This is a genomic window from Bradyrhizobium sp. AZCC 1588, assembly GCF_036924735.1.
GTDB lineage: Bacteria > Pseudomonadota > Alphaproteobacteria > Rhizobiales > Xanthobacteraceae > Bradyrhizobium.
In genome coordinates, this window is sequence record NZ_JAZHSC010000001.1 from 6107599 (window position 1) to 6131544 (window position 23946).

At 60.5% G+C, this 23946-nt stretch carries 17 protein-coding genes and 3 pseudogenes; 6 read left to right on the plus strand and 14 right to left on the minus strand.

Features of this window, described 5'->3' with window-relative positions:
* The first annotated feature begins 3 nt into the window (after positions 1–3).
* Entirely contained in the window at positions 4–453 is a 450-nt protein-coding gene (locus tag V1277_RS35080) for a hypothetical protein (protein WP_442894604.1), read from the plus strand.
* Between the two features lie 88 nt (positions 454–541).
* Complete coding sequence (locus V1277_RS28335) at positions 542–1243, plus strand: phosphatase PAP2 family protein (RefSeq protein ID WP_334419133.1); 702 nt, start codon at positions 542–544, stop codon at positions 1241–1243.
* A gap of 331 nt (positions 1244–1574) precedes the next feature.
* Here the strand turns inward: V1277_RS28335 and V1277_RS28340 are convergent, their stop codons facing one another.
* From V1277_RS28340 to V1277_RS28375, 8 genes and pseudogenes are all read right to left on the minus strand, one after another.
* On the minus strand, positions 1575–2852 hold the full coding sequence (locus V1277_RS28340; protein WP_334419134.1) for a S41 family peptidase: 1278 nt from the start codon (positions 2850–2852) through the stop codon (positions 1575–1577).
* Between the two features lie 297 nt (positions 2853–3149).
* Complete coding sequence (locus tag V1277_RS28345) at positions 3150–3599, minus strand: hypothetical protein (RefSeq protein ID WP_334419135.1); 450 nt, start codon at positions 3597–3599, stop codon at positions 3150–3152.
* A gap of 45 nt (positions 3600–3644) precedes the next feature.
* Positions 3645–4751, minus strand: a complete 1107-nt coding sequence (locus V1277_RS28350; protein ID WP_334419136.1) for an NAD(P)/FAD-dependent oxidoreductase — start codon at positions 4749–4751, stop codon at positions 3645–3647.
* 278 nt (positions 4752–5029) lie between these two features.
* Positions 5030–5515 carry an IS66 family insertion sequence element accessory protein TnpB gene (tnpB, locus tag V1277_RS28355; protein WP_442894526.1) on the minus strand — a complete coding sequence of 162 codons (486 nt, stop codon included), beginning with the start codon at positions 5513–5515 and terminating at the stop codon, positions 5030–5032.
* 82 nt (positions 5516–5597) lie between these two features.
* Positions 5598–6279: pseudogene (locus tag V1277_RS28360) on the minus strand (transposase); the annotation flags it as partial.
* 7 nt (positions 6280–6286) lie between these two features.
* A complete protein-coding gene (locus tag V1277_RS28365; RefSeq protein ID WP_334419137.1) occupies positions 6287–6430 on the minus strand; it encodes a hypothetical protein in 144 nt (47 codons plus the stop codon).
* A 34-nt stretch (positions 6431–6464) separates the two neighbouring features.
* Positions 6465–6836: a hypothetical protein gene (locus V1277_RS28370; RefSeq protein ID WP_334419138.1), complete on the minus strand. Its 372-nt coding sequence runs from the start codon at positions 6834–6836 to the stop codon at positions 6465–6467.
* A gap of 278 nt (positions 6837–7114) precedes the next feature.
* Entirely contained in the window at positions 7115–7375 is a 261-nt protein-coding gene (locus tag V1277_RS28375) for a DUF1488 domain-containing protein (RefSeq protein WP_334419139.1), read from the minus strand.
* Between the two features lie 1513 nt (positions 7376–8888).
* Here V1277_RS28375 and V1277_RS28380 point away from each other — a divergent pair.
* Positions 8889–9443, plus strand: coding sequence for a thioredoxin family protein (locus V1277_RS28380; protein ID WP_334420478.1), 555 nt, complete (start codon positions 8889–8891; stop codon positions 9441–9443).
* A gap of 1563 nt (positions 9444–11006) precedes the next feature.
* Here the strand turns inward: V1277_RS28380 and V1277_RS28385 are convergent.
* The 6 genes and pseudogenes from V1277_RS28385 to V1277_RS28410 all read right to left on the minus strand — a co-directional run bounded on the left by V1277_RS28385 (position 11007) and on the right by V1277_RS28410 (position 17768).
* A pseudogene (locus tag V1277_RS28385) lies at positions 11007–11786 on the minus strand (Crp/Fnr family transcriptional regulator).
* A gap of 84 nt (positions 11787–11870) precedes the next feature.
* Positions 11871–12530: pseudogene (locus V1277_RS28390) on the minus strand (TCP-1/cpn60 chaperonin family protein); the annotation flags it as partial.
* A 318-nt stretch (positions 12531–12848) separates the two neighbouring features.
* Entirely contained in the window at positions 12849–15344 is a 2496-nt protein-coding gene (locus V1277_RS28395) for a peptidase domain-containing ABC transporter (protein ID WP_334419140.1), read from the minus strand.
* Positions 15345–15348: 4 nt separating this feature from the next.
* A complete protein-coding gene (locus V1277_RS28400) occupies positions 15349–16599 on the minus strand; it encodes an HlyD family efflux transporter periplasmic adaptor subunit (RefSeq protein ID WP_334419141.1) in 1251 nt (416 codons plus the stop codon).
* A 151-nt stretch (positions 16600–16750) separates the two neighbouring features.
* Positions 16751–16936, minus strand: coding sequence for a hypothetical protein (locus V1277_RS28405; protein WP_057851238.1), 186 nt, complete (start codon positions 16934–16936; stop codon positions 16751–16753).
* 502 nt (positions 16937–17438) lie between these two features.
* The gene (locus tag V1277_RS28410) at positions 17439–17768 is read right to left on the minus strand and encodes a hypothetical protein (RefSeq protein WP_334419142.1); all 330 of its coding nucleotides are present in this window, start codon (positions 17766–17768) and stop codon (positions 17439–17441) included.
* Positions 17769–18626: 858 nt separating this feature from the next.
* On the opposite strand from V1277_RS28410, the gene V1277_RS28415 reads away from it, so the two are divergent.
* The 3 genes from V1277_RS28415 to V1277_RS28425 all read left to right on the plus strand — a co-directional run bounded on the left by V1277_RS28415 (position 18627) and on the right by V1277_RS28425 (position 23937).
* A complete protein-coding gene (locus V1277_RS28415; RefSeq protein ID WP_334419143.1) occupies positions 18627–19277 on the plus strand; it encodes a sigma-70 family RNA polymerase sigma factor in 651 nt (216 codons plus the stop codon).
* Between the two features lie 118 nt (positions 19278–19395).
* Positions 19396–19875, plus strand: coding sequence for a hypothetical protein (locus V1277_RS28420; RefSeq protein ID WP_334419144.1), 480 nt, complete (start codon positions 19396–19398; stop codon positions 19873–19875).
* Positions 19876–19950: 75 nt separating this feature from the next.
* On the plus strand, positions 19951–23937 hold the full coding sequence (locus V1277_RS28425; RefSeq protein ID WP_334419145.1) for a beta strand repeat-containing protein: 3987 nt from the start codon (positions 19951–19953) through the stop codon (positions 23935–23937).
* Positions 23938–23946: the final 9 nt, after the last annotated feature.

Consider the following 23946-nt stretch of genomic DNA (forward strand, 5'->3'; position numbering starts at 1 on the left):
TAGATCACCGCGTCAGGGCAAAATGCCACAGGCTATCCTCGGTGCTGCCATTTCCGGCACAGGGAAAGCAATGAGCAACGACGTCATCGCCAATGGCTCCTTGTCAGAAGACCTGAAGGCAATATTCGTGAAGACGATTTCCGCTTTGTAGAGAGCCCAGTACCGACACCCGATCAGGGCCAGGTCCTGGTTCGCAATCTCTGGCTCTCGTTCGATCCCACCCAGAGCGGCTGGATGAGGAGAGACACCTATATTCCGATGATCCCGCTTGGTGACGTCATGCGTGCGGCAAGTGTCGGCCAGGTGATTCAATCCCGGCATCCGGGCTACCAGCCCGGCGAGCCTTCGCAAAGGCTGCGTCAGGCAGCCCGCGAACGTAGTGGCGGCGACGTAGCCGTGAATGGAAGCCGGCGCAGCTCGGGCCGCGGCGTGGACTTTTGGCAAAGCGCATAATCCGCATTGCCAATGCTCGCTTAGCCGCCAAACCTCACTTCGTATCTTTGGAGATTGATGGAAGTTGAACTCCCCGGAGGCGACGAAGATGAGAACAACTGAATCGCAGAATGCTGCCAGGCATCTGAAGTCTTGGGCTCCGACCTTGTTCGTCGCCGTTCTTCTGTTCGGTTTTGCGTTCATCGCACTAGAAGTGACCGAAGGAGAGCCTATCGCGTTCGACCGTTGGTTGATGGTCGCCTTTCGCCATGCGTCCGACTTGTCGCGGCCAATCGGGCCGCCATGGTTGCTTGACGTTGTGCGAGACATCACCGCACTGGGCAGTACCGCGGTACTTGCACTGCTGGTCACGGTTGTGACCACGTTCCTTTTTGCCATAGGCAAACGTCACGCCGGTTTGTTCGTCCTGACGACGGTCCTGAGCGGCGCCGCTCTCAATACCCTTCTCAAGCTTGCCTTTGCGCGAGCGCGCCCCGATCTCGTCGCTCAACTCACTCAGGTCTCTACGCTGAGCTTTCCGAGCGGGCACGCAGCGATTTCGGCTGTCTGCTATCTGACGCTCGGCTTGATGCTTGCTCAAACGCAAGCTTCCCGCTCTGTTCGCATCCATCTTATAGTGACCGCCGCGATCCTTACCCTGCTGGTCGGAGTCAGCCGCATATATCTCGGAGTTCATTATCCGAGCGATGTGTTGGCGGGCTGGTGCTTCGGCACTTCGTGGGCGCTAGTTTGCCAGATGCTCATGTCGTATTTTCAGCGCACCGGAAGGATCGAGCAGCCGAGCGACTAGTTCGCGTTGCGCCGCTCAGGCGGCGACTTTGCTCGCCTGCACCGACGAAGTGATCGAATGAATACGTCGGACTCCCGCTATTGGCGGATAGTGTTGAAACCAGCGCCTCCGAAGGCAATCGACAGAATGACGTCGCCCAGGCCGTCTTGGTGGGCAGCTGTTCTTCAAAGGGATCAGAGAGGATTTGGCGCGGTACCAAGGCGATTGGGCACACGAGTCGACTAGCTCTAATCTAGCGGCCGTGGGCGCGAATGCTCAGGCAAGCAGCATTTCACTGGTGGCGTCCGGTCCTCCGGAACAATGTAAGAGCCAGCTGGCTGCCTCCCGAGGATCAGACCCTGGATAGGACCGCGATTGCACGATTGAGTTGAGGATCACTGCGATCCATGGAGTCCGGGTCAGCTTGGACTTCGATCGTGGGTGCGACGCCAACGCCTTCCAGCCGCTCCCCGTCGACATGCACGTCCTGGACCGCGAGCAACAGCAAGCCGCCGCCAATGAGGAATGCTGTCGCAGCGAGGACAGCTCCCTCGGTACGGGTACCGATGACCTCGCCAAGCCGGTATTTTTTGAAGCCGTAGGCAAGGATCTCCTTGCCGCTGCGGGTGCCACCGTTGATAAGCATGGCGACTGGCTTGCGCCACTTCACGTTCCGGAGTTCGCCGGCGCCATTTCGATCAGTGACTCGCATCGTCGGCGCTCGGGTGTTGAACAAATCGAGATACTCGGGAATCGCGCCGCCCCAGCCATCGCGTAGGTCCCAGATCAGCGCGTCGGCTTCGTTCAGCGGACCTTGCGATAGAAGATGCTCGAGTGTCCGCTGATACACGGAGCCAGCGTAGCACCAGACATGAACATAGCCGATGCTTCGGCCGTTGGCTCGTATTATGCGGGCGCTGGCCCTCAAGCCGTCCAAGAACATTTTGTTGGGTTCGATATCGACTGGGGTAGCCGATATTTGCATAAGCGCGCCGACACGACGCAGGCTCAGCACTACTTCCTTGCCAATTTTGTCGCGGAACGACTGTACCGGCTGAAACGGTGCACCGTCTGCGAAGACGATCACATCGCCAGCGAGCAGGCCGGCTTGTTGGGCCGGCGTGCGCTCTATAACACCGGTAATCACGCTATGGCCCTGCATGTCGAGACGCGAGAGGATGCCAATGCCGGGATAGGAAATACGGCCACCCGGAAAAGCGCGTTCCAGTCCGCGTCGTCTTAGCCCACCGGCAAAAATATCGGAAAGCTGGTAGTACTCTGGTTCGTACCGTGTGTAGTAGCGGGTGTGCGAAGCATGCAGCTCGGAGAGCATGCTATTAGTGACGCTGGCCAGCGCCTCTTCGGAACTCGCCCGTATGGCGTCTGGCAAGTAACGTTCCCGAATAGCCGACCAATCGAGCCCGCGTAGGTGCGGATCGTAGAATCGGTCTCGGACGGTCCGCCATACCTCCTCGAACGTGGCGATGCGTCCGGACACGGGCTGGGATGTGGCCGAATCCGCTGGTTCTAGCTGCTCGGCCCACGCTGGAGCCAGGGCTGATGCCGCAGCCATTGATGTTAGCCGCAAAAAGTGGCGGCGCGACGGTGCTGAGTTGATTGCGCCCTTCATCGTGCAGCCTTTGGAGCTCGTCGCTTCACATCAGGTTGGAACGTGATGATGAACAAGCTCTCTTCCAACTTTCATGGTGTTTGCCTGGTCAGGATATATAGCCTGCCGTTTCGAGGCTCCATCCGATCGTTCGGATAGTCAAATAGCATAAAAGGATCGCCAGAAAGATTGGAAGAGGTGCAAGCGTTTGTCACCGGACTGACCACGCGCGTCGCGTGACGAATTCGTCCGAGAGCCGCGTCCCGCAGGTCGCGTGGTAGCAATGTCGTGCACGGCAGATATCGTCGGATACGCTCCTCAATCAGTGCCAAGTCGCCGAGACGGACATTTTATTGCGCGCCCTTTCGATTGCAAATCGATGTCCGCATCCCAGACCTTGCGCAAGGTTCGGGAAACCGCTCGGATCATCCCCGGCAGGTATCGGACCGTTTCCAGCTCAAGGAAGCCGCCCTCGGCGAGGGCGCGCTGAACCGCAAGATCGAGATGTTCTGACGAGATTGATGTCGTGAAGCCACCTGGCAGCCTCGCGGCGAGCTGTGGTATTGTCAGGATCTGAAGGCCGCGTTCGTTCGAACGCGCTGCAGCTGCGCGGCGCATCTGAAACGCGAGAGCTCCCCCAACGACGGCAGTTCGCGCCCGAAACGTGAAGTCCGCCACGGCATCTCCTAGTTCTGTCAGGTTCCACCAATAAGCAATGCGTTTGCTACTGTCCCTGCTATTAGCAACGCCGATCTCGATCCGGTCCACGACCAGTACATGATGCAGGATTCAGATCAACGTGCCGACCGAAATTCAACTCATGCGCAGCAGCGAAGGGTCGAGCGCAGGCAGTCTCATCGGGTCGAACGGCGCTAGGTCGATGCTTTGTGCTGCACCGTCAGCGATCAATTCGGCAATCGCTTCCCCGGTCGCTGGTGAGTTAAGTATACCCCAGACATTGTGCCCGGTAGCGACATAGAGCCCCTCGCTGCGTGGGACTTTGCCTATCAGCGGCAAGCCGTCATGTGTGACCGGACGGAAACAGGCTTGCCGCGCTAGGATCCTTTCTCGGCGGAAGACCGGCGACAACCGTTCGGCAATGGCCTGCAGGCGACCGATGGCCTCTGAATCCGGCTTTACCGCGGCGGGGTCGATCGGCAGCGGGACCACGTCGGATAGAGCCGTAATATGGGTGCTGCCGTCTGCGCGCGGAAACACCTCGACGCTTACCATGTCGCCGGTCTCATCGTGATGGTCTAGAAATAGTGCGTGTGGGGGAACGTCTGCGCCGGTGTCGTAGACAAGACTCGGACTACGCTGCCCGAAAACGGCCGGCAAGCTCATCCATTCCGCCGCCAGCAATGACCACGGTCCCATGGCGACAACGACGGCGTCTGCCTCAATGATGTCGCCATCAACTTCTACGCCCCGCACAGTCGTGGCGTGGGTATGCCTCACCACGCCAGTAGCGCGCCCGCGGCGCAGTTCGGCGCCGCGCGCTTGGGCGGCGCGCATCATAGTGGAGGTGAACATGCGGGGATGAACGATTGCCGTCGTCTCAGGGGTGCTTAACCGCGACGCAATAACAACGCCGTTGGAGAGCCAATCGAGCTCCGAAGGTTTCTGGCGGCGCGGGTCGCGCTCGGAAGCGACGAATCCGCTGTAAGCGGTCATGGGACGATAGCCCCAATCGTCGGCGATCTCCTGCGGCAAAGAAGCGTGCAGCTGGAAACTGCGTCGGGCCAGCGCGTCTACCGACGTGCCGGCACACCAGTCGAGTGCCAGAAATCCGCCGGCCTTTCCAGATGCGGCGGCGGCAACCTCAGTGCTCTCAACCACGATTACTTGGGCGCCGCGTCGGCTGAGGAAGTAGGCTGTGCAGGCGCCCACTACGCCGCCACCGCAAATCACAACCCGCATGGTCTCTCCGCTTGCAAGCTATTAAAACGCTGAGGAGGTCCAGGATGCTAACGCGTCGGCTGTCCCTTTGTCTCCTTGAGCTTATCGACGTACCTTTAGGTACAGACGTGTCCGCCATCAGAACGATCATGCTGCGCACGTGGGTTCTGATCAAAGGGCCGACTCATCCCCGCGGCCCTGGCGTGCAGTTCCAACAGTTGGAACCAAGATTCAACATTCTACTCGACACGCTGATTCGAAGAAGCAACTTCGCCTTATTCGACGCAGGTTTTCGCGATTCATCCCGCGAGAAGCGGGCGCCAGAAGCGCTCCGGCGTGCGCCAGTCGATACCCTCGATCAACATCGCGAGTTGCGCCGGTGTCAGCATCACCATGCCGCCAGGCTCGGTCGCGCGTGGCCACATGAACTGCGCACGGTCGATCCGCTTCGTGAAGAGACACAGCCCTGTCCCATCCCAAAACAGGATCTTCAAGAGCGAAGCATTCTTGCCGCGGAAGACGAACAGATGACCCGAGAAAGGGTCCTTCTTCAGGTGTTCCTGGATCAATGTGGAGAGGCCGTCGGGTCCTTTTCGCATGTCGGTATAGCCGAGCGCCAAGTGCACTTGCACGCCTGCCGGGATGACGATCATGACGCCTTCTCCTTGTTGGCGAGCTGCCGCTTCACCTCCGCCGGGTTGCTGCCCGCCGGTGCAAAAGACGCGGCGTCCATCTTCTAATTCGACTGCTGTCATCCCGTCCGGCGGCCGCACGAGATCGCGCAAGGCCGCAAGCGCCGGCACCTCATTCGCCGTTCGGCGCGCGAAGCGGCGGAATGGTGAACTAGCACTACTTTGGCAGATTTATTCACGCTGCTACTTTTCGCTGATTTGTCTACGGGCATCGCTGCGGTCGTGGTCGAGCGATGAGTTCGACGATGGCGTGGCGTACGGCCGGCAGGCTCGGCTGAGGCGGAGGCCCGTTGATTCGTTTTTCCGCCCGCTTGTGCGAGTCGGCGATGCTGGAGGAACGCGTAGGCGATTGTTGTCATAAGTGCGTGACGATGAAGGCCTTGCCAGGATCGTCCATCGAAGTGATCAAGCCCGACTTCCTCGTTCAACTGCTGATGGGCCTGTTCGCAAATCCATCGTGCCTTGATGGTGGTGGCTAACGTGCGCAGGTCTGTCGCTGCGGGCAGGTTGGCGAGATAGTATTTCTTCTCTCCCGAACGGCGATGCTCGCCGATCAGCCACGCTTCCTCACCGGGAGATGCCGTTGGCCCATGTCCTTGATCCGCTGTGGTGGTCCATCGGCGGTCCGCACGCGAACGGCGGCAAAACGTGCTTTCAGTTTGCCCTTGGTCCCCAACCGCCAACTCACATTTTTTCCACTTGGCGTCAGCAAGCATGTCTTCCGACGGCATCGACAACAGATCCGGGATATGTCGCTCACGGGGGGCGCCCCGACCAGCTCTCGGAAAGATCAACTTCACTCCCGCCGGATATACTTTCTGACGCCCCAGGATACCGACTGCCCAAACCAGCCCGCGCGCCTCGTCAGCGATTGAGTGACACGGTCGGCGCAATGGTTGCGGAGTTGTCGTTTTGCAGATCACTGACCAGCACATAACCGCCGAACAGGATGACGGTCAGCAAGCCATAGACAAGATAGGAACGCTGTCCGGATCTCTGACCGCTCATTTCGCTGCAATCCGTGTCTTGGCGAACCGGCCGCTCAGCTCTTTGTGGCCGTCTTGGAGAGCTCGGCTTCCACGCCGGCTGCGCAGGCCCTGGCGAATGAATAGTCCATGCTCGTGGAGGCAACGGTCTTGACGTATTCGCTGACGACGTTGTCCTTTGAATAGGGGCCCGCCGCCTTGAACTTGGCGACGGCGCCGTCGGCCGCCGTGAACTGCGCGACGCAGATCGGGACCAGGACAGACATCCGGCCGTTGCTCTCTGCCATGGCGCTCATGGTCTTGGCAGTGCCGCCGGTGACCCAGCCGCCCCACATGAATCCGATCGCCATCGCCGCAACAGCGCCGAACGCGATACCCTGGAGAAAACGGGTCCGCGCCTCACCTTGCAAAATGTCGGGCATTCTCATGATGGTCTCCTTTGTTGTTGTTTGCGCGCACGAGCGCGTTCGCAGCCGCTGGACGCCGCTTGCGTCCGCGCTTGGTAAAAACATTCAGCCTATTGAGATTGCGCCTTCCGATGGCACGCAAGCTGCCGCTACGAGGACGAGCAGCGACTTCGGACGTCACCGCTTCATGGACAGCTTCAAGGCGAACAACTGTACCTTGTCGTTCAACGGTAGACCCTTGTCGTGATGCTGTACAGCACGTTCTTGGTCTCTAGTCGGAAGGTCGTAAGTGTTTCGTTTCAGAAATTTGCGGCGACCAGATCGTAAGAGCCGCGGCGGCCACGGACGTAAACCTTCGCAGCCGCTGCGCATATCACATCACGGTTGCAATCGAACGCGTCCAGTAAGCCGGGCTCGTCGGGGCGGGCTTCTGGTTGAATTCGCCTCAGTGCGCCTTCGTCGATGAAGAATGACGCTTCCAGCGCGCTGTCGTGTCCCCAAAACCGCACGGCTCGCCGGGTTTGGTCATATGAACGGCTATGATTTGGAAATTCGATCATGGGTTGCCACCGATCAGATTATCAGCCGCCGCGTCTCACCAGCTTTCTCACGACCTCTGTCGAGGCCTGAATCAATGGCCTCGAGACCCGCCCATCGAAGCGACGTGCGTTTGGTCAATGTCGTTGACGAGATCTGGCGTGGGCTAAGCTTCGCGCTGCCGTAAGGGCGATGCTGAAGCGATACGATGGCGCTGGGATTCAGATGGCTACTCAATGCCGCATTACAAGCCTTGCCAGCCGGCCCCAGTGGCAGATCGTCCCTATATGCAAGACATCACCGCGCGCCTCCCAGGCTACTATCGGTGACTGAGAGCGTTGCGCTCCCGCCTCAACCAAAAGGGCGGTCATATGCCAAAATTCCCCCCATTCAATCTTCGTGAGTGGTTGGTACCCCCGGTATTGATGCCGATGTTTCTTGTGCTGCTGGTCGCCGCTGCGATGGCTATTCAATGGTGATCCGGCGTAGCGCGGTTAGGCCGCAGGACCGGCCGTCTCCGAGCAAACAAACCCGATCGCCGCTTGCCTGCGATCTGGACGCAAGGGCGGTGATCGCCCTCGACGAGGCTCGCGGGATGCCGCCGGAGGATGAGCGACCGAGGCGATTCACAAAGCAACAATCCTTCAGAATGCCGTCGAGATTCACGAACTTCTCTCCGGCAAGCGCGACGGGCCGGCGGTATGACGGCAGCGTTGGCGTGAAACCCATCACGCGAGCAACCTACCGCTGGTATCCGGTGGGCGCATTCAGCTTGTTGCGAGCTTATTCGGTTGGCGGCGACTTTATTGCGTCATTGTTGAGCCAACGGGGGATCTTATAGACAACGAGATGCTTGTCCCAGGTCGACCGCCTGTTCCAGTCGATGGCCGTCCCCGCGAGCGCGCCCTATGATGACCCCTGATCATCCATGCATTCCCGCCGTAGTTCTCGTTGTCGAGGACGAGATGATGCTCCGCATGCGTGCGATCGACATCGTGGAAGCCGCGGGATACATGCCACTCGAGGCGATGGACGCCGCCGGGCCGTCGCCGTCCTGAAATCCAGGTCCGACGTCGTGCTGATGTGCACCGACATCTAGATACCTGGCCAAATGGACGGCATAGGACTTGCCCATGCCGTGCATGATCGTTGGCCGACAATTGAAATCATCGTGGTATCGGGGCAATTGAACCTGTCTGACCTCGATCTTCCGCCCCGCAGCAGATTTTTCAGCAAGCCGCTCAATGCCAGGGAAGTGACAGTCGGAATGCGTGACATGATCGGACATGCCTGAAGAGACAAATGCAACGGCTACCGCTAGTGCAGTGAAAAGGCCGCCTCAGTTGGCGGTCTTTTTCGTATGTCGCCAAATGGCCCTGACCGACCAACGTGAACTCTTCTTTCCACGTCGGCTGTCAGGGGGTAGACCGGAAATGGCTGACGTATGGCCAAAACGACGCAACTGGCGAGCAGGCTTTGGAAAATGTGCCCCGGCAGGCCGTCGTCAGCATATATTTGGACACAAGGAGGTGCGATATGGCGACAACAGCTACCCAAGTCGTTCTTGATACGCCTGCGGCGGAGTTTCGACTCCCGGCCACCGACGGCAAGACTTACGCACTGGACGACGTTGCGGGCGAAAAAGGTACCGTCGTCGTCTTCATCTGCAACCATTGTCCCTATGTTAAAGCGGTGATCGACCGCATGGTTTCGGACGCCCGTGTGCTGATGTCGGAGAGCATAGGCTTTGCGGCGATTTGTTCGAACGACGCGGCGAGCTATCCCGAAGACTCATTTGAGAATATGAAGCGTTTCGCGAAGGCGCATGATTTCCCGTTTCCATATCTCCACGACGAGACCCAGACAGTCGCTCGGGCGTATGGGGCGGTCTGTACGCCGGATTTCTTCGGTTACAATGCCGACCGCAAGCTCAAGTATCGCGGCCGGCTCGACGAAGGCCGCACAACTCCGCCTCGCGCGGGGGCGCCGCGAGAGCTTGTCGGGGCCATGCGCGCGATTGCGACCACCGGTCTGGCGCCGGCTGACCAAAAGGCGTCTATTGGCTGCTCGATCAAATGGAAGGACAACTAAAGCCGGTCGCGGGTTCCACCGGGGCCTCGAGGCAAACCCAAATTATTCAGTCGCGCATTTCCATCTCGCCGCGGCGCTTGCGCACCAGGCACGGGCGGTGGTGCAGACGGGATCCAAGCTTCACTGTCCGCCGCTTGCGTACGACCATTACATGGAGCGACAATCCGGCCTTCCTTGCGGGGCGCGAACGCATCATTGAGGGCATGCGGAGGCAGGCCTGAGGGATGACGTTCAAGGATACCCGTGCTGCTTATTGCAGCGCATGAGTCTGAAAATGGCCCGTAGGTGAAGTGGCGGCACGTTGCATTGAGGTTCGCTCATGGACGTGTAGCGGACTAGGTTTGCTCATGCTGAGTTCTTCGCATTTTGACCCAAACCGGGCATTTGTCGACTGCATGAGATAGCATCCAGATCATTGACGCGCCAGCGATTAATGGCATCGGTCCTTCAGCTCCGTTCGCGTGCTGAGCACAAAGACCCGAAGTTCCGAATGTGCCCACCCCCGGAGCTCATCCAAGGATAGTTCGTCAGGTTCGTGTTGGCTTCCGGGGATGGAATAGCTCTTCGACGGACTGTTTCGGGTTCTTGATCCGAGAACGGTCCTTGCGATCGTTCTTCTGTGCTTCGAGCTTCTGCAGGAAACGGAAACGCGGCGATTGGGTCGCGTGCCCCGATCGGCCGTGCTTGGTCATGCCGAAACCCTTTTGGCCGCTATGCGTCATCTGATTCACCAACGAAAGCTGTGCGTCATGGGCACGGCGTTGGGTATCTTGCATCGCCGAGTTTGCCGGTCGCAACCGAGCTTGGAATTGCTGATCTTCTCAAACACGGTCCCCGAGATTCTTCGCCGGTCGCGCCTCTCGAGGCGTGTTGGCTTCCGACCAACATACCAGAGTGCTAACCTTCATGCTCATCCGCGGTTATATGGGGCAATGTCGTTGACGGATCACTTCCTGAACGGCAGAGGCTCGCGTCAGATAGCGCGCGGGCCTCCGGTTTCCGAACCTTGCACGCCGGCGTTGCCGTTAGCCGGCAATTCGCGACTGCCGTCTATCCGACGATCTGGAACGCGTCAGCCGCACGCTACGGCTGAGAGTCTAAAAGCGAACCGACATCTTGAGACCCATTGGTAATCTTGATGGTACGCAACTGGGGATGCGGGACGCGACCGTGTTGGAAGTGTTGATTACCAGGCGAAGCCCGACCAAGTGGGAATGGCGGGTCTGTGACCGCTATGGGGCCACGATTATGGGCGGTTATGAAAGCACCCGACCAGCGGCCAACTACAGGGGGAATCGGGCACTATTTCTCCTGTTATCTACCCGCTGGATTCGGTGATCGCGCAATCCGGACCGGCAAAGTAGGTATAAGGCAGAACACGGACATCGAGCTATCAATGCGTTTCCGTCGTTCTCTTGGAGACGAAGCCCCTGCCAATGGGTAATTGCCAAATCATCCGGCATTCCGCTGAATGAAGCCTTGCGGAGCAAGGCGGTAGTCGTTCGTCTGGGGATCGCGGCATGTGTGCTATGCATCGCTCCACGAAGAATGATTTTGGATCTCTTATTCGGCCAAAACGGAATGTTGATCTCCGGAGTTTTGGTCGCCGGTGCGGCCCCACTGCGAGGCTTCATTGTATCCAGCGGGAAAAATCTGGTGATATTGGCAGCTCATGACCTTGTAGCACCCACATGCCGCTCCTTCGAGCCGCGGTCTGTCAATCTCGACCAAGCCCCGCCGACCAGATCGTACAGCACCCGACGCCCGTAGTTTGCGCATAATCAGCGTCACTGTCGTTCATCGTACTCCAAGCAACTCTGAAAGCGCTTCCTGCGTTAGCAATATAGCATCAGCGCCGATCCTATCGTGGATGTGGAGCAACCATCGGGCCATGCGGGCTTCGACAGGATGCAGTGCGTTGCAGGCTGCCACATGCTGAAGCTGCATCAACACTGCCCTTGTGTGGGTCTGGACCGCCTGTTTGATGACACTGCTCTGACCGAAGGCTGCATGAAACCTTGATGCGGAGATCTGCGATGCGATCCCCGGCACACGCACGACCGCCGTGGTAGGAGAATGCGAGGGCCCGAGCACTGACAGCATGCCCACCGCTCCCTCAGGCCCAATGACCGAGGTTGCTACTGTTTCTCCGTTCGGCATGTCGAGCATGAACGAAATCGTCCCGCTGTGCGGAAAATAAACCTTTTCACTCCGATCTCCCGATCGCACCAGCACCGCGTCTCGTTTGAGCGATATTTGCTCGAAGTGAGGGGCGAGTAAACCAAGGTCCGCTGACGGCAGCCCAGCTAACAGCGTCATCTGCCCAAACGAAAACCCCGGCATCGCTGCCGGGGTTTTGCATTTGTTGAGGTTCCGGTTCTGCGGAGCGGCATCAAGAATGCCGCACCGCGCCCGGGAAAGGCCGGATCAGAAGTCCATGCCGCCCATGCCGCCGCCCGGAGGCATGCCGGCGCCGGCGCCGGCATTCTTCTTCGGCAGTTCGGCGATCATGGCTTCGGTGGTGATCAGGAGAGCCGCGACGGAAGCCGCGTTCTGGATCGCCGCACGAACCACCTTGGTCGGGTCGATGATGCCCTTGGAGACTAAATTGCCGTATTCGCCGGTCTGCGAGTCGAAACCATAATTGTACTGCTCCTTCTCGAGGATCTTGCCGACGATGACGGAGCCGTCTTCACCGGCGTTGATCGCGATCTGGCGGGCCGGCGCGGACAGCGCCTTGCGCACGATCTCGACGCCGGTCTTCTCGTCGTCGTTGGTGGTCTTGATGCGCTTGAGCTGCTCGGAGGCGCGGAGCAGGGCGACGCCGCCGCCCGGCACGATGCCTTCCTCGACCGCGGCGCGGGTCGCGTGCCTCGCGTCATCCACGCGATCCTTGCGCTTCTTGACTTCGACTTCGGTCGCGCCGCCGACGCGGATCACGGCGACGCCGCCCGCGAGCTTGGCCAGACGCTCCTGCAGCTTCTCTCGGTCGTAGTCCGAGGTGGTTTCCTCGATCTGCGCCTTGATCTGCTGCACGCGCGCCTCGATGTCGGCCTTCTTGCCGGTGCCATTGACGATGGTTGGGTTCGCAACGACTTACTGCAGCTTGCCATAGGGCTCCCTGGCTACACCTTGGACAATCGTATGGACGCCTTAATGAAACAGCGCCTCGACAGCGCCGTTGAAGCCGCTGCAAGCGTCGTAGCCATATGGTCGAGAAAAACTCCTGGCGGCAGAACGGCCCCGTGAGCGGTTATCATAATTTCACAAAGTAGTCGTCAGATGATCCTGACTGCCGCGACCGGATATACGCTGTGGCAGCCGCTCAAAATCCTCGCGTGGTGCTGGCCAATGGCCTATTCGAGCGCATCCTCGGACGACATCGAAGCGAGCGCGCCCTGCATGTCACTCCGAACGACCTGGACCATGCGAGCCGAAACCACCATGTGAGAAATCGAACTTGGCCAGCGCTTCACCCGGGTTACGATAGGTGTCTCCCTTGCCGCAGTCGTCGGACGGCTTGGGGTCGCAATAGTCCTTCTGCGGCTGGCGATAGTCCTTGTGCGGCTCGCAGTCGTCGTTCTTGGCGTCGTTCCAGCCACCACCGTGCTTGGAGCAGTCGCCCTTGCCGTCTTTCGAGTAGTCGTCCTTCCCGGTATGCTTCGAATAATCGCCCTTGCGGCCGTCATCGGAACAGTCGTCGTGGCCCTGCGCGGCCTCGGCCGATTTCGCACCTTCGGCGGCAAACCCAGTGACACCAGCATCGCGCGCAGGCGCCGCTGCTGGTGTGCGGCTTATAACTCCGACCTGGAAGGGCCCGGTCGCCGGGGCAAGATGGATGATCATATCCGCTCCGTGGGTGATTTCGGGTCGGTGTGCCACGCTCACGCGAGTCATATTTAGATAGCGGAGATTCGCATTGATTTCTTTTTCCTTTTCGGTGTCCAGATGTGCTGTGCCCTCGTCCAGAAACAGGATCTTTGGTCGGCGATAGAGCGCACGCGCAAGCAGTACTCGCTGTTTCTGCCCGCTAGATAGTGAGCTTCCCATGTCACCGATGAGGCTATTGTAGGTCATCGGCATTGCCATGATGTCGTCGTGGATGCCGGCAATCTGCGCACACTCGATCATCCATTGCCGATCGAATGTTGTCTCAAAAAAGCAGATGTTGTCGGCAATAGATCCTGACAGCAACTGATCCTCCTGCATAACCGCGCCGATGTGTTCGCGATAAACGCGCGGTCCGATCTGGCCTAGTGGAAGGCCGTCGATCAGGATACCCCCGCTCGTTGGCTCGAGCAGCCCAAGCATAATCTTGACTAGAGTTGTCTTGCCGCAGCCGGAAGGTCCCATGATTGTCACGAATTGTCCCGGTGCAACGCACAGATTGACGTTGTTAAGAATCAGAGGCTCTGCTTCTGCATAGCGGAAGCACACGTTGCGCAGTTCGATCGAGCCGCGGATCGGTCGCATATACGACAGGTCCTGGTCGTGCCCCCGCTCGAGTGGGGTGAGCGCAATATCGGCGAGACGCTCCAGGTGCAGTCCGAGAATGCGCAGGTCCACTAGCTTCTCGATTAGCAACGCTGTCCGTTCGGCGAACTGCAGCTTGTAGCTGACGAACGCGAATATCATGCCAACCGTGATGAGGTTGTCTAGTGCGAGGCGAGCGGCGAGGTAGATTGTGATTACGTTCTCCAAGCCGAATATGGTGTCGTTGATCGCTTTGAAGCTGATTCTCGCCCGGCCTAGCCGCACGTTGGCATTTACGTACGCAGCATAACGGTTCAGCCACTGGCTCTCCCGCTCGTTCTCTCGGTTGAGCAGCTTCAGGCTCTGCACCGCCCGCACGGTTTCGATGAAGGTGGAGTTCTCCTGTGCCTTGCTGTGAATGGCCGCTTCGCTCCGTTGTCGGAACATCCTGAACAGAGCGAGTCGCAAAGCGGCGTACAGCGCGAACGCGACCAGAACGACAAATCCGAGCTGGACGCTGTAGGCGAACATCAATGCCAGCATCAGCACCGACATGAGACCGTCGATCAAGCCCGTGATCAGTCCCTCCGCGAGCATGTTGCGGATGGGCTCGATCGAGCCGAAGCGCGACAGGATGTCGCCGATGTGCCGCTTTTCGAAAAATGAGAGTGGCAAACGCACCAGATGATGAAACAGCCGGGCGCCGATCTGAAAGCTCAGCGTGTTCTGCAGAATAAGAACAATGAACGAGCGGGTCGCGGTCGACGCGACTTTGATCAGGACGAGCAGCGCGAATCCAAGCCCGAGTACGAGCAGAAGATCGACGTCGCCTCTGGCAATGACCTCGTCAACCGTGAGCTGCATGTAGAAAGGGGCGGCGAGGATAAGAATCTCGATGACCACCGAGAGAACCAATATTTGCGTTAAGGCATGAGAGTTTCCCCTCATTCCGCTCCAGAACGCTGAGAACGGTAATCGCGCTCTCTGGTCTGTGCAGCAGAACTCTTCACTGGGTGAGAGTTCAAGCACGACTCCGGTGAGATGTCTCGACGCTTCGGTGATGGGAAACCATTTCTCGCCGGCGGCCGGATCGTGCACCACGATCCCGTTTTTCTTGCACGCCTTCAGGACAACGAAATGATCCATGTCCCAGTGCAGGATAGCCGGGAGACGCAGTTGGCGCAGATGGTCAACCTCGATTCGCAGCGGCCGGCATGCCAGACCCAGGTGAGCCGCTATCTCCATGAGGTCGCGGAGAGTGACACCTTTCAGCGAGACTGCGTACCGACGCCGCAGGCTATTCATGTCAGTTCGATAGCCATGATAGGACGCTACCATGGCAAGGCATGCCAGCCCGCATTCCGCTGCCTCTGTCTGCCTGATGACCGGGAGGAACCCACGTCCGCTGAAATTCAACAGTCCCTGCATGCGGCTACATCCTTGCGCTCAACACCGGATCAAGCAGCCACCGCATCAGCGAGCGCTGCTCAAGAATCACGTCGGCCTTGAGCAGCATGCCTGGCTGAAGCGGCATCTTGAGACCATAGGCATCGATATCGGGCCGCTCGGGAGCCACAGTCACGCGGTACGCTGGCTCTTTGAGGGTGATCGGCCCGGTAGCATCATTGCTGGTCAGGATCGTTTGAGAGACTTTTGTTACGGTGCCGCGGTAGGTGCCGAATTTCTGATAGGGAAATGCATCGTAAAGTATCCTGACCTGCTGGCCGGGGCGCACGAATCCGAACGCGCGCGTCGGAAAGAACAACTGCGCCTGCAAGGTCGAATCAAGCGGAATGATTTCGAGCTGCATATGCCTTGGATCAGCGACCTGGCCGATACTTGCATGCAGCGCGGACACGCGCCCACTTGTCGGCGCCTTGATAACGTAGGCCCGCCGTCCGTCCACCTCGGCGATGCGCTGTTCGATCCAGGAGAGATCGCCGCGCAGTACGCGAACTCTCTCTGCGGCGACGATCGGAAGCTGCTCGAGCGTATGCCGAGCGTCGGCCAATTGGGTGCGTCGTACGGTGATCTGCTGATCGAGCGACGCCAAGTGCTGCCTTTGCTCAAGCGCGGCCTGCTCGCGGCGCTTCAGCTCGATGGCCGGCAATGCTCCCTTCGCGATTAGCGTAGCGCCCGTCGATACAAAACTCTCGGAAAGCTGCAGCCGCTCGTTCTGGATGGTTCGCTGATCCTCGAGCTGAGCAGTCTCCCCCTCAATCCCTTTGATCGTGGAAGCGAGGCGATCGTGTTCCGAGGCGGTCCGGCGCTCTTCCGCCGCGATCTGTCGCTCGACCACATCGCGTTGCTGCGTCAGCACTGCGAGCACGGTAGCATTAACGTCGTCGCCGTTGGAGGTGATTTGGGAAGTGACTATGGTCAAGAGCGGTTCGCCCTCCGCAACGTCCTGACCCTCGTTCACCTGGACCTCTTTGATGATGCCCTGTTGCGGCACGAAAATTTTAGCCGTGCCGAAGGTCGGCGTTAGATAGCCGGTTACGGTTTCCTTGCGCGCGTATTGAGCGATGGAGATAAAAACCAAAATGAATGCAACAAGGCCCGCAAGAGTCCAGCTGAGCATCGTGCTCGATATCGGCTGCAACGATACGACCTCGCCCCAGCTGTGGCGTTGATGCAGAAAGTCGATTGCTTCCTGGCGAAATAGAGCTGGCCGTGCCGCCATGGACGCACCTTGTTGCTACGCTTTCATTCGTCGATTTGAGGCTGCGCGTAGTATTCTCTACGCCGCGCCACGGCTGCGGATGGGTATCGCATGATGCGGTGGAGAACCGCTCCCCCGCTATGGAGAAGCGGTTCGCCCACCCATCTCGCCTTTACGTAGATTGCACCTGGATCCCGAGGACGTTGACTCCGATGTTCGTGTCGTTGACGTTGACCAAGCCGAATTGTGTGTTGTCGCCATCGCAACACTTGTCCCTGCCGTCGTGCTTTCCGCTGCCGGCGGCTACGAGGTCGAGTTCTTGGTCGCGCAGTTCAACAGGGTGGGTCAGTTCATGCATGTTACTCTCCTTTTGCTCTCCTTGGGTGTTGATGGCGCCGTACCAGCGGTGCCACGTATCTTCTAGTCTGAATCCGCCAGTCTGGATGCAACGTCGCGTAAATTTTGCGCGGCATAACGTTTGCCGTTCATTGATACCGCTTGACGTCGAAGAGATCGCAATCTCGCTCGTTGCGAGCGCTCGCGCCACTCTCGATCAGGCGCGCACTCAAGCAGCCAAAAACAACGGCCGTTGTGCGGGACAACGGGCCCTCAATTCACGTTTCAATCCGCCGACCGGGATCGGCGATCGGTGCTGCCATTGCCGAGTGACCAGCTATAAGTCCAGGGGGAGTTAATGAGGCGTATCTAAATCATTCTGATGGGGGGTCCAGCGATGGCTTGCAGTCCTCACCCGCCCTTGAACAATGCGAAAACACTGAATGTCAGCATTGTCGACGGTGATGATACGAGTCACCAATTCCGTTCGGCGTCGGAGCGACCTAAGCGCGGCGCTCCAACACTCAACTCAGGACTGGGAGGGCATCGCTCCGAGCCGTGCAGTGTTCTGTCGGATCACAGTCCGCGATAGCTTTCACCCATCGAACGCCTGTAGCACCGCCTTCGCATTGGAGCGTCAAGACATAACCATCCTGCAGCACCAACTTCGAACCAGTCGCGTTCATGACCATCCTCATGAACTCCTCGGGCCCAGTGATGGAGCCTTCTGCGACGACAGGTCCTGCCACCGGTACTATTGTGAGCCAGTAATAGATAGCGCCCAGTTTCGCTTGTCCGATAATGATCGTGCCGTCGCCGCTCAGTTCGTCGATGGTATCATCGTGCATATCCATGTGCTCAGCCCTCAAACAGGATAAGATCGCTGTCAACGGGTTGTGCCTTCATGTTACATTCCTGGGGCGTTTACATTCCTGGGGTGTTGACGGCGCCGTGGTAACGGCTGCCATCCACCTCTAGTCAGAAGCCGCCGATCTGGATGCAACGTCGCTCGAATTTTGCTGATAAGGAATAACGCCTGCCGTTCATTGATGCCGTGTGACCTCGGGGAGATCGCAATCAGGATCACTGCGGGTGCTCACGCCACTCCTCCTCGATCAAGCGAGATGGTGTTGGCCAAGCCCCTTAAGGTTCCGAGCGACTTCCAGTTCCTGGCGCGGACTCCGAACTAAGAAGACATTGGACCTTCATGCGCCATGACGGGCTCTCAAATTTCGCGTTTTGAAATCCGTCGACGAGATCGTCGATCTGTGCTCCGAGACTGGAACCCTCGCCGAGGCAACTCAAAATCATGTCCCTCGCGTGCTGCGATTGGGCAGGTCACCGCGGCTCGCGTGGCAAGTGCGCATCACTCGCGTGGCAGGCGAGCATGAAGTGCTACTCGCCGGGGTAAAATAAAAATGCAAAATCAGAATCATGTCCATCGCATGCCTCGATTGGGCAGGTCACCGCGGTTCGCGTGGCAAGTGAGCATCACTCGCGGCAAGCGAGCATGAAGTGTTAAGCGCCGGCTGCGCCCTGACGAAAGCGTCACGATCTTGTGATGGCGTAGATTGAAACAATTTTCAGCATCAAAGTTGATTTCCCCCAACGGCTCATTTCGCATCAAGAAATGCAAGCCACCAGTTTTCTGGAAATGCAAGCCATCAGTGTTCTGGAAATGCAAGCCAGCAATATTCGCTGCACGGGAATAGTTGCGTCTGCGTTACGAAGGGGTGACTTCGACCATGCCCCACCACGGAGCCGACTTCACAAAGGCAGAGTCTCGCTCCGGCGCAGCGCAGGATGATACCTATCTCGATTGCGAGACGGCTCTGAATTACGAAACGGCGCTAATCGAGTGCGCCGCCGGATCGCGGTCTGCCGTCGGCGAGATCTACGCCCGGGAGAAAGACCAGTTGCGCGCGGTGGCGCACCGGATCGTCCACGACGGGTCGCGTGCGGAGGACGTCATCCACGATGCATTCGCGCAGATTCTCAGATGCGCCAAAAGCTTCGATCCTGCACGCGGATCCGCGCGGGGCTGGATTTACGCGATCGTCCGCCACACAGCACTCAGGATGCAGAAGAACGCGAGGCGGGAACTCGTGCTCGAGGACCACACTCTGAACGCCGTCTGCGAGCGGGAACAGACCGTCTCGAACCCCGCGTCTCGCATCCCAGATAGTATGACCCTACGGACCATGCTCGATCAACTCGAGCCAAAGCGCCGCGCCAGCCTGCTTCTGGCGATCATCGACGGACGTACGCATGAGGAGATCGCCGAATACCTCCGGGTTCCGGTGGGAACGGTCAAGGCGTGGATCCGGAGAGAACTCGTGGCCATGCGGCGGCAGCTCGAATGAGGCGTGAATTTGTTTTGCACGCTGCATCCATCGGGGCGTGTCGACGACAGTAGGGTGAGGGCGCCGGGATCCGGAGCAGGCATGGGTCCGTCGCAACCGCGAAGTGAGGAGCGAAACCATGTCTATCTTGAGCTGGGTTACGAGCATTCTCGGACTGGCAAAGATTCCGGAAATCGCCGTTGCACGCGACGAATACAAGCCAACCACCCTCGACGACGGCGGCAACGGCGAGCACTTCATGTGGAATGACGGTCACAGGGGTCGCGAGGACTACTCCAAGCTCGATGGTGGCTGGAAGGACGCCAAGAACGACGACGGCCCGCCGCAGAAGGCCTATTGCGACCCCGAGCCATCCGACCACTGTGGCGAGAGTGACACTTATCCTAACCCGGGTGAAGCGTTGGCCAGGTTCGACTTCTCACATGGTAATTTCGGCTCTCGTGGTCCGGATCATTCGGGCGACATGCAGGCCGCGCTCGCCTCCATGTCGTCCGACGATGCCCTCGAATACGCCATCGGCCAGATGGGTCCTGCGGATCAGTTCGACGTAGGGCATTTCCACGTGCCGGCGGACACGTCGCACGATACGGACGCTTGATGCGCCGAAAGACGCGCACGGCACGGAATGCCGCGAGAGTAGTTTCTGATTCGAACGAGAAAAAAGGCGGCAGTCATGAACGAAGTAGAAAAACGCGAACTGTTCGAACAAGAGCGGAAAATCTTCGAAGCTGGGGTGCAGCGTGCGGACAAGCGATCCGGCTCTTTCAATTTCTTGACTTGGTCGTTCTTCACGGCCCCGCTGATTGCCTGCGAGGAGTTCCTTGTCGGCATTTTCAAATCCGCGGCGGCCGAGCAGGAAGTCGCCAAAACGGCTCAGCCAGGCGCCGCGCCGCAGGAGGCGAATGACCATCAGCCGGCGATTGATCCTTCGAAAACGGGCGCAGAGGATGAGACGGCCAAAAGGCCCGCCGCTTCGTCGGAGGCGCGTGCGGCCCAGCTCGATCCGACGGGGCTTTTGGCGCAGCCGCATGACGATGCGCGCAAGCCGAGCCCCGCCCGCAATGAGGCGGTCGCCGCCGAGGGGGCGGGGGCGGCGGAGGCGGCGATGATGCCGAGTCCCGCCATCATAACGCTCACACCTCAATCGAAGATAGTTGCGTCAACCCGCTATCAGTGGATTCCCACCTCGGAATCACTCAAATGCAGGGTGGGTCAACGCTCGAATCCGTTCAGTCCAACGTGCTACTCTTTCAGCCCGTCGATGATCGGCTTCGCTCCCCTGCTTGGAGCTGTCGGCAGTCTCAGCAATGACGTGGTGGGAGGGATCGCGCCGGTCGAGGCGGCGGCGCAGCCGGTGCTCACAACGGTGACCGACACCGTAAGCACGCTGACCCATGACGTGGGAGGCACGATTGCGCCGGTCGAGGCGCAGCCGGCGCTCGCGACCGCGACCGACACCGTGGGCACGCTGATCCATGACGTGGACGGCCCGATCGCGCCGGTCGAGGTGCAGCCAATGCTCGCGACCGCGACCGACACCGTAAGCACGCTGACCCACCACGTGGACGGAACGATCACGCCGATCGAGGCGGCGGCGCAGCCGGTGCTCGCAACGGTGAGCGACACCGTGGGTGCGCTGACCCACGACGTGGGTGGCACAATTGCGCCGGTCGAGGCGCAGCCAATGCTCACGACCGCGACCAATAGCATAAGCACGCTGACCGATGACGTCGGCGGCACGATCGCGCCGGTCGAGGCGGCGGCGCAGCCGGTGCTCGCAACGGTGAGCAACACCGTGGGCACGTTGACCCACGACGTGGGTGGCACAATTGCGCCGGTCGAGGCGCAGCCAATGCTCACGACCGCGACCAATAGCATAAGCACGCTGACCGATGACGTCGGCGGCACGATCGCGCCGGTCGAGGCGGCGGCGCAGCCGGTGCTGGCAACGGCGACCGACACGGTGGGCACGCTGACCGATGACGTGGGCGGCACGATTGCGCCGGTCGAGGCGGCGGCGCAGCCGGTGCTGGCGACGGCGACCGACACGGTGGGCACGCTGACCGATGACGTGGGCGGCACGATCGCGCCGGTCGAGGCGGCGGCGCAGCCGGTGCTGGCGACGGCGAGCGACACGGTGGGCACGCTGACCGATGACGTGGGCGGCACGATCGCGCCGGTCGAGGCGGCGGCGCAGCCGGTGCTGGCGACGGTGAGCGACACGGTGGGCACGCTGACCGATGACGTGGGCGGCACGATCGCGCCGGTCGAGGCGGCGGCGCAGCCGGTGCTGGCGACGGTGAGCGACACGGTGGGCACGCTGACCGATGACGTGGGCGGCACGATCGCGCCGGTCGAGGCGGCGGCGCAGCCGGTGCTGGCGACGGTGAGCGACACGGTGGGCACGCTGACCGATGACGTGGGCGGCACGATCGCGCCGGTCGAGGCGGCGGCGCAGCCGGTGCTGGCGACGGCGACCGACACCGTTGGCACGCTGACCGATGACGTGGGCGGCACGATCGCGCCGGTCGAGGCGGCGGCGCAGCCGGTGCTCGCAACGGTGACCGACACCGTAAGCACGCTGACCCATGACGTGGGCGGCACGATTGCGCCGGTCGAGGCGGCAGTGCAGCCGGTGCTCACAACGGTGACCGACACCGTAAGCACGCTGACCCATGACGTGGGCGGCACGATCGCACCGGTCGAGGCGGCGGCGCAGCCGGTGCTCGCGACGTTGATCGACAGCGCGGGTACGCTGACCGATGACGTCGGCGGCACGATCGCGCCGGTCGAGGCGGCGGCGCAGCCGGCGCTCGCGACGGTGAGCGACACCGTGGGTGCGCTGACCCACGACGTGGGTGGCACGATCGCGCCGGTCGAGGCGGCGGCGCAGCCGGTGCTCGCAACGGTGAGCGACACCGTGGGTGCGCTGACCCACGACGTGGGTGGCACAATTGCGCCGGTCGAGGCGCAGCCAATGCTCACGACCGCGACCAATAGCATAAGCACGCTGACCGATGACGTCGGCGGGACGATCGCGCCGATCGAGGCGGCGGCACAGCCGGTGCTCGCAACGGTAAGCGACACCGTGGGCACGCTGAGCGATGACGTCGGCGGCACGATCGCGCCGGTCGAGGCGGCGGCGCAGCCGGTGCTCGCAACGGTGAGCGACACTGTGAGTACGCTGACCCGCGACGTGGGTGGCACGATCGCGCCGGTCGAGGCGGCGGCGCAGCCGGTGCTGGCGACGGTGACCGATAGCGCGGCTACGCTGAGCGATGACGTCGGCGCCACGATCGCGCCGGTGACCGGTGACGTGGCACAACCGTTAAGTGCAGTCAGCGACGCTCTTGTGGATGCGGCGCCCCTCGTTGAGACGACCGGGCCGGTGCTCACGACAACAGCTGCCGCCGTGAGCGATCCGACCGGCGACGTGACCAGCGACGTGTCAGATCCGATCGACGCCGGGGCCGTGGCCAGCGACACTCTTGCGGATGCGGCGCCGGTCGTTGAGACGACTGAGCCGGTGCTCACGACAACAGCTGCCGCCGTGAGCGATCCGACCGGCGACGTGACCAGCGACGTGTCAGATCCGGCCGACACCGGGACCGTTGCCAGCGACACTCTTGCGGATGCGGCGCCGGTCGTTGAGACGACTGAGCCGGTGCTCACGACAACAGCTGCCACCCTGAGCGATCCGACCAGCGACGTGTCAGATCCGGCCGACACTGGGACCGTGGCCAGCGACGCTGTTGCGGATGCGGCGCCGGTCGTTGAGACGACTGAGCCGGTGCTCACGACAACAGCTGCCGCCGTGAGCGATCCGACCGGCGACGTGACCAGCGACGTGTCAGATCCGGCCGACACCGGGACCGTTGCCAGCGACGCTGTTGCGGATGCGGCGCCGGTCCTTGAGACGACCGAGCCGGTGCTCACGACAACAGCTGCCGCCGTGAGCGATCCGACCAGCGACGTGACCAGCGACGTGTCAGATCCGGCCGATACCGGGACCGTGGCCAGCGACGCTGTTGCGGATGCGGCGCCGGTCGTTGAGACGACCGAGCCGGTGCTCACGACAACAGCTGCCACCGTGAGCGATCCGACCAGCGACGTGTCAGATCCGACCGACACCGGGACCGCGGCCAGCGACACTGTTGCGGATGCGGCGCCGGTCGTTGAGACGACCGAGCCGGCGCCGACGACAACAGCTGCCACCGTGAGCGATCCGACCAGCGACGTGTCAGATCCGGCCGACACCGGGACCGTGGCCAGCGACGCTGTTGCGGATGCGGCGCCAGTTGAGACGACCGAGCCGGCGCCGACGACAACAGCTGCCACCGTGAGCGATCCGGCCAGCGACGTGTTAGATCCGGCCGACACCGGGACCGCGGCCAGCAAGACTGTTGCGGATGCGGCGCCGGTCGATGAGGCCGCAGGCGACGTGATCGCCTTGAACGATGAGCCACCGCCACCAGAAAACGCTCTGCACACGGGAACCGAGTACACCGATTACGGCGTTAACCTTAGCAGCGACAGCGCAGTTCCCCCGCAGGATACCGGGTCTTCGGCCGACGCCGCGTCGGCGTCTGACACTGCGCCGCCGCCTCCCGAGATCGTGGATACGAATCAGCCAACAGAACCTGAACTTGCTGTCCTATAGCGGGGGCGA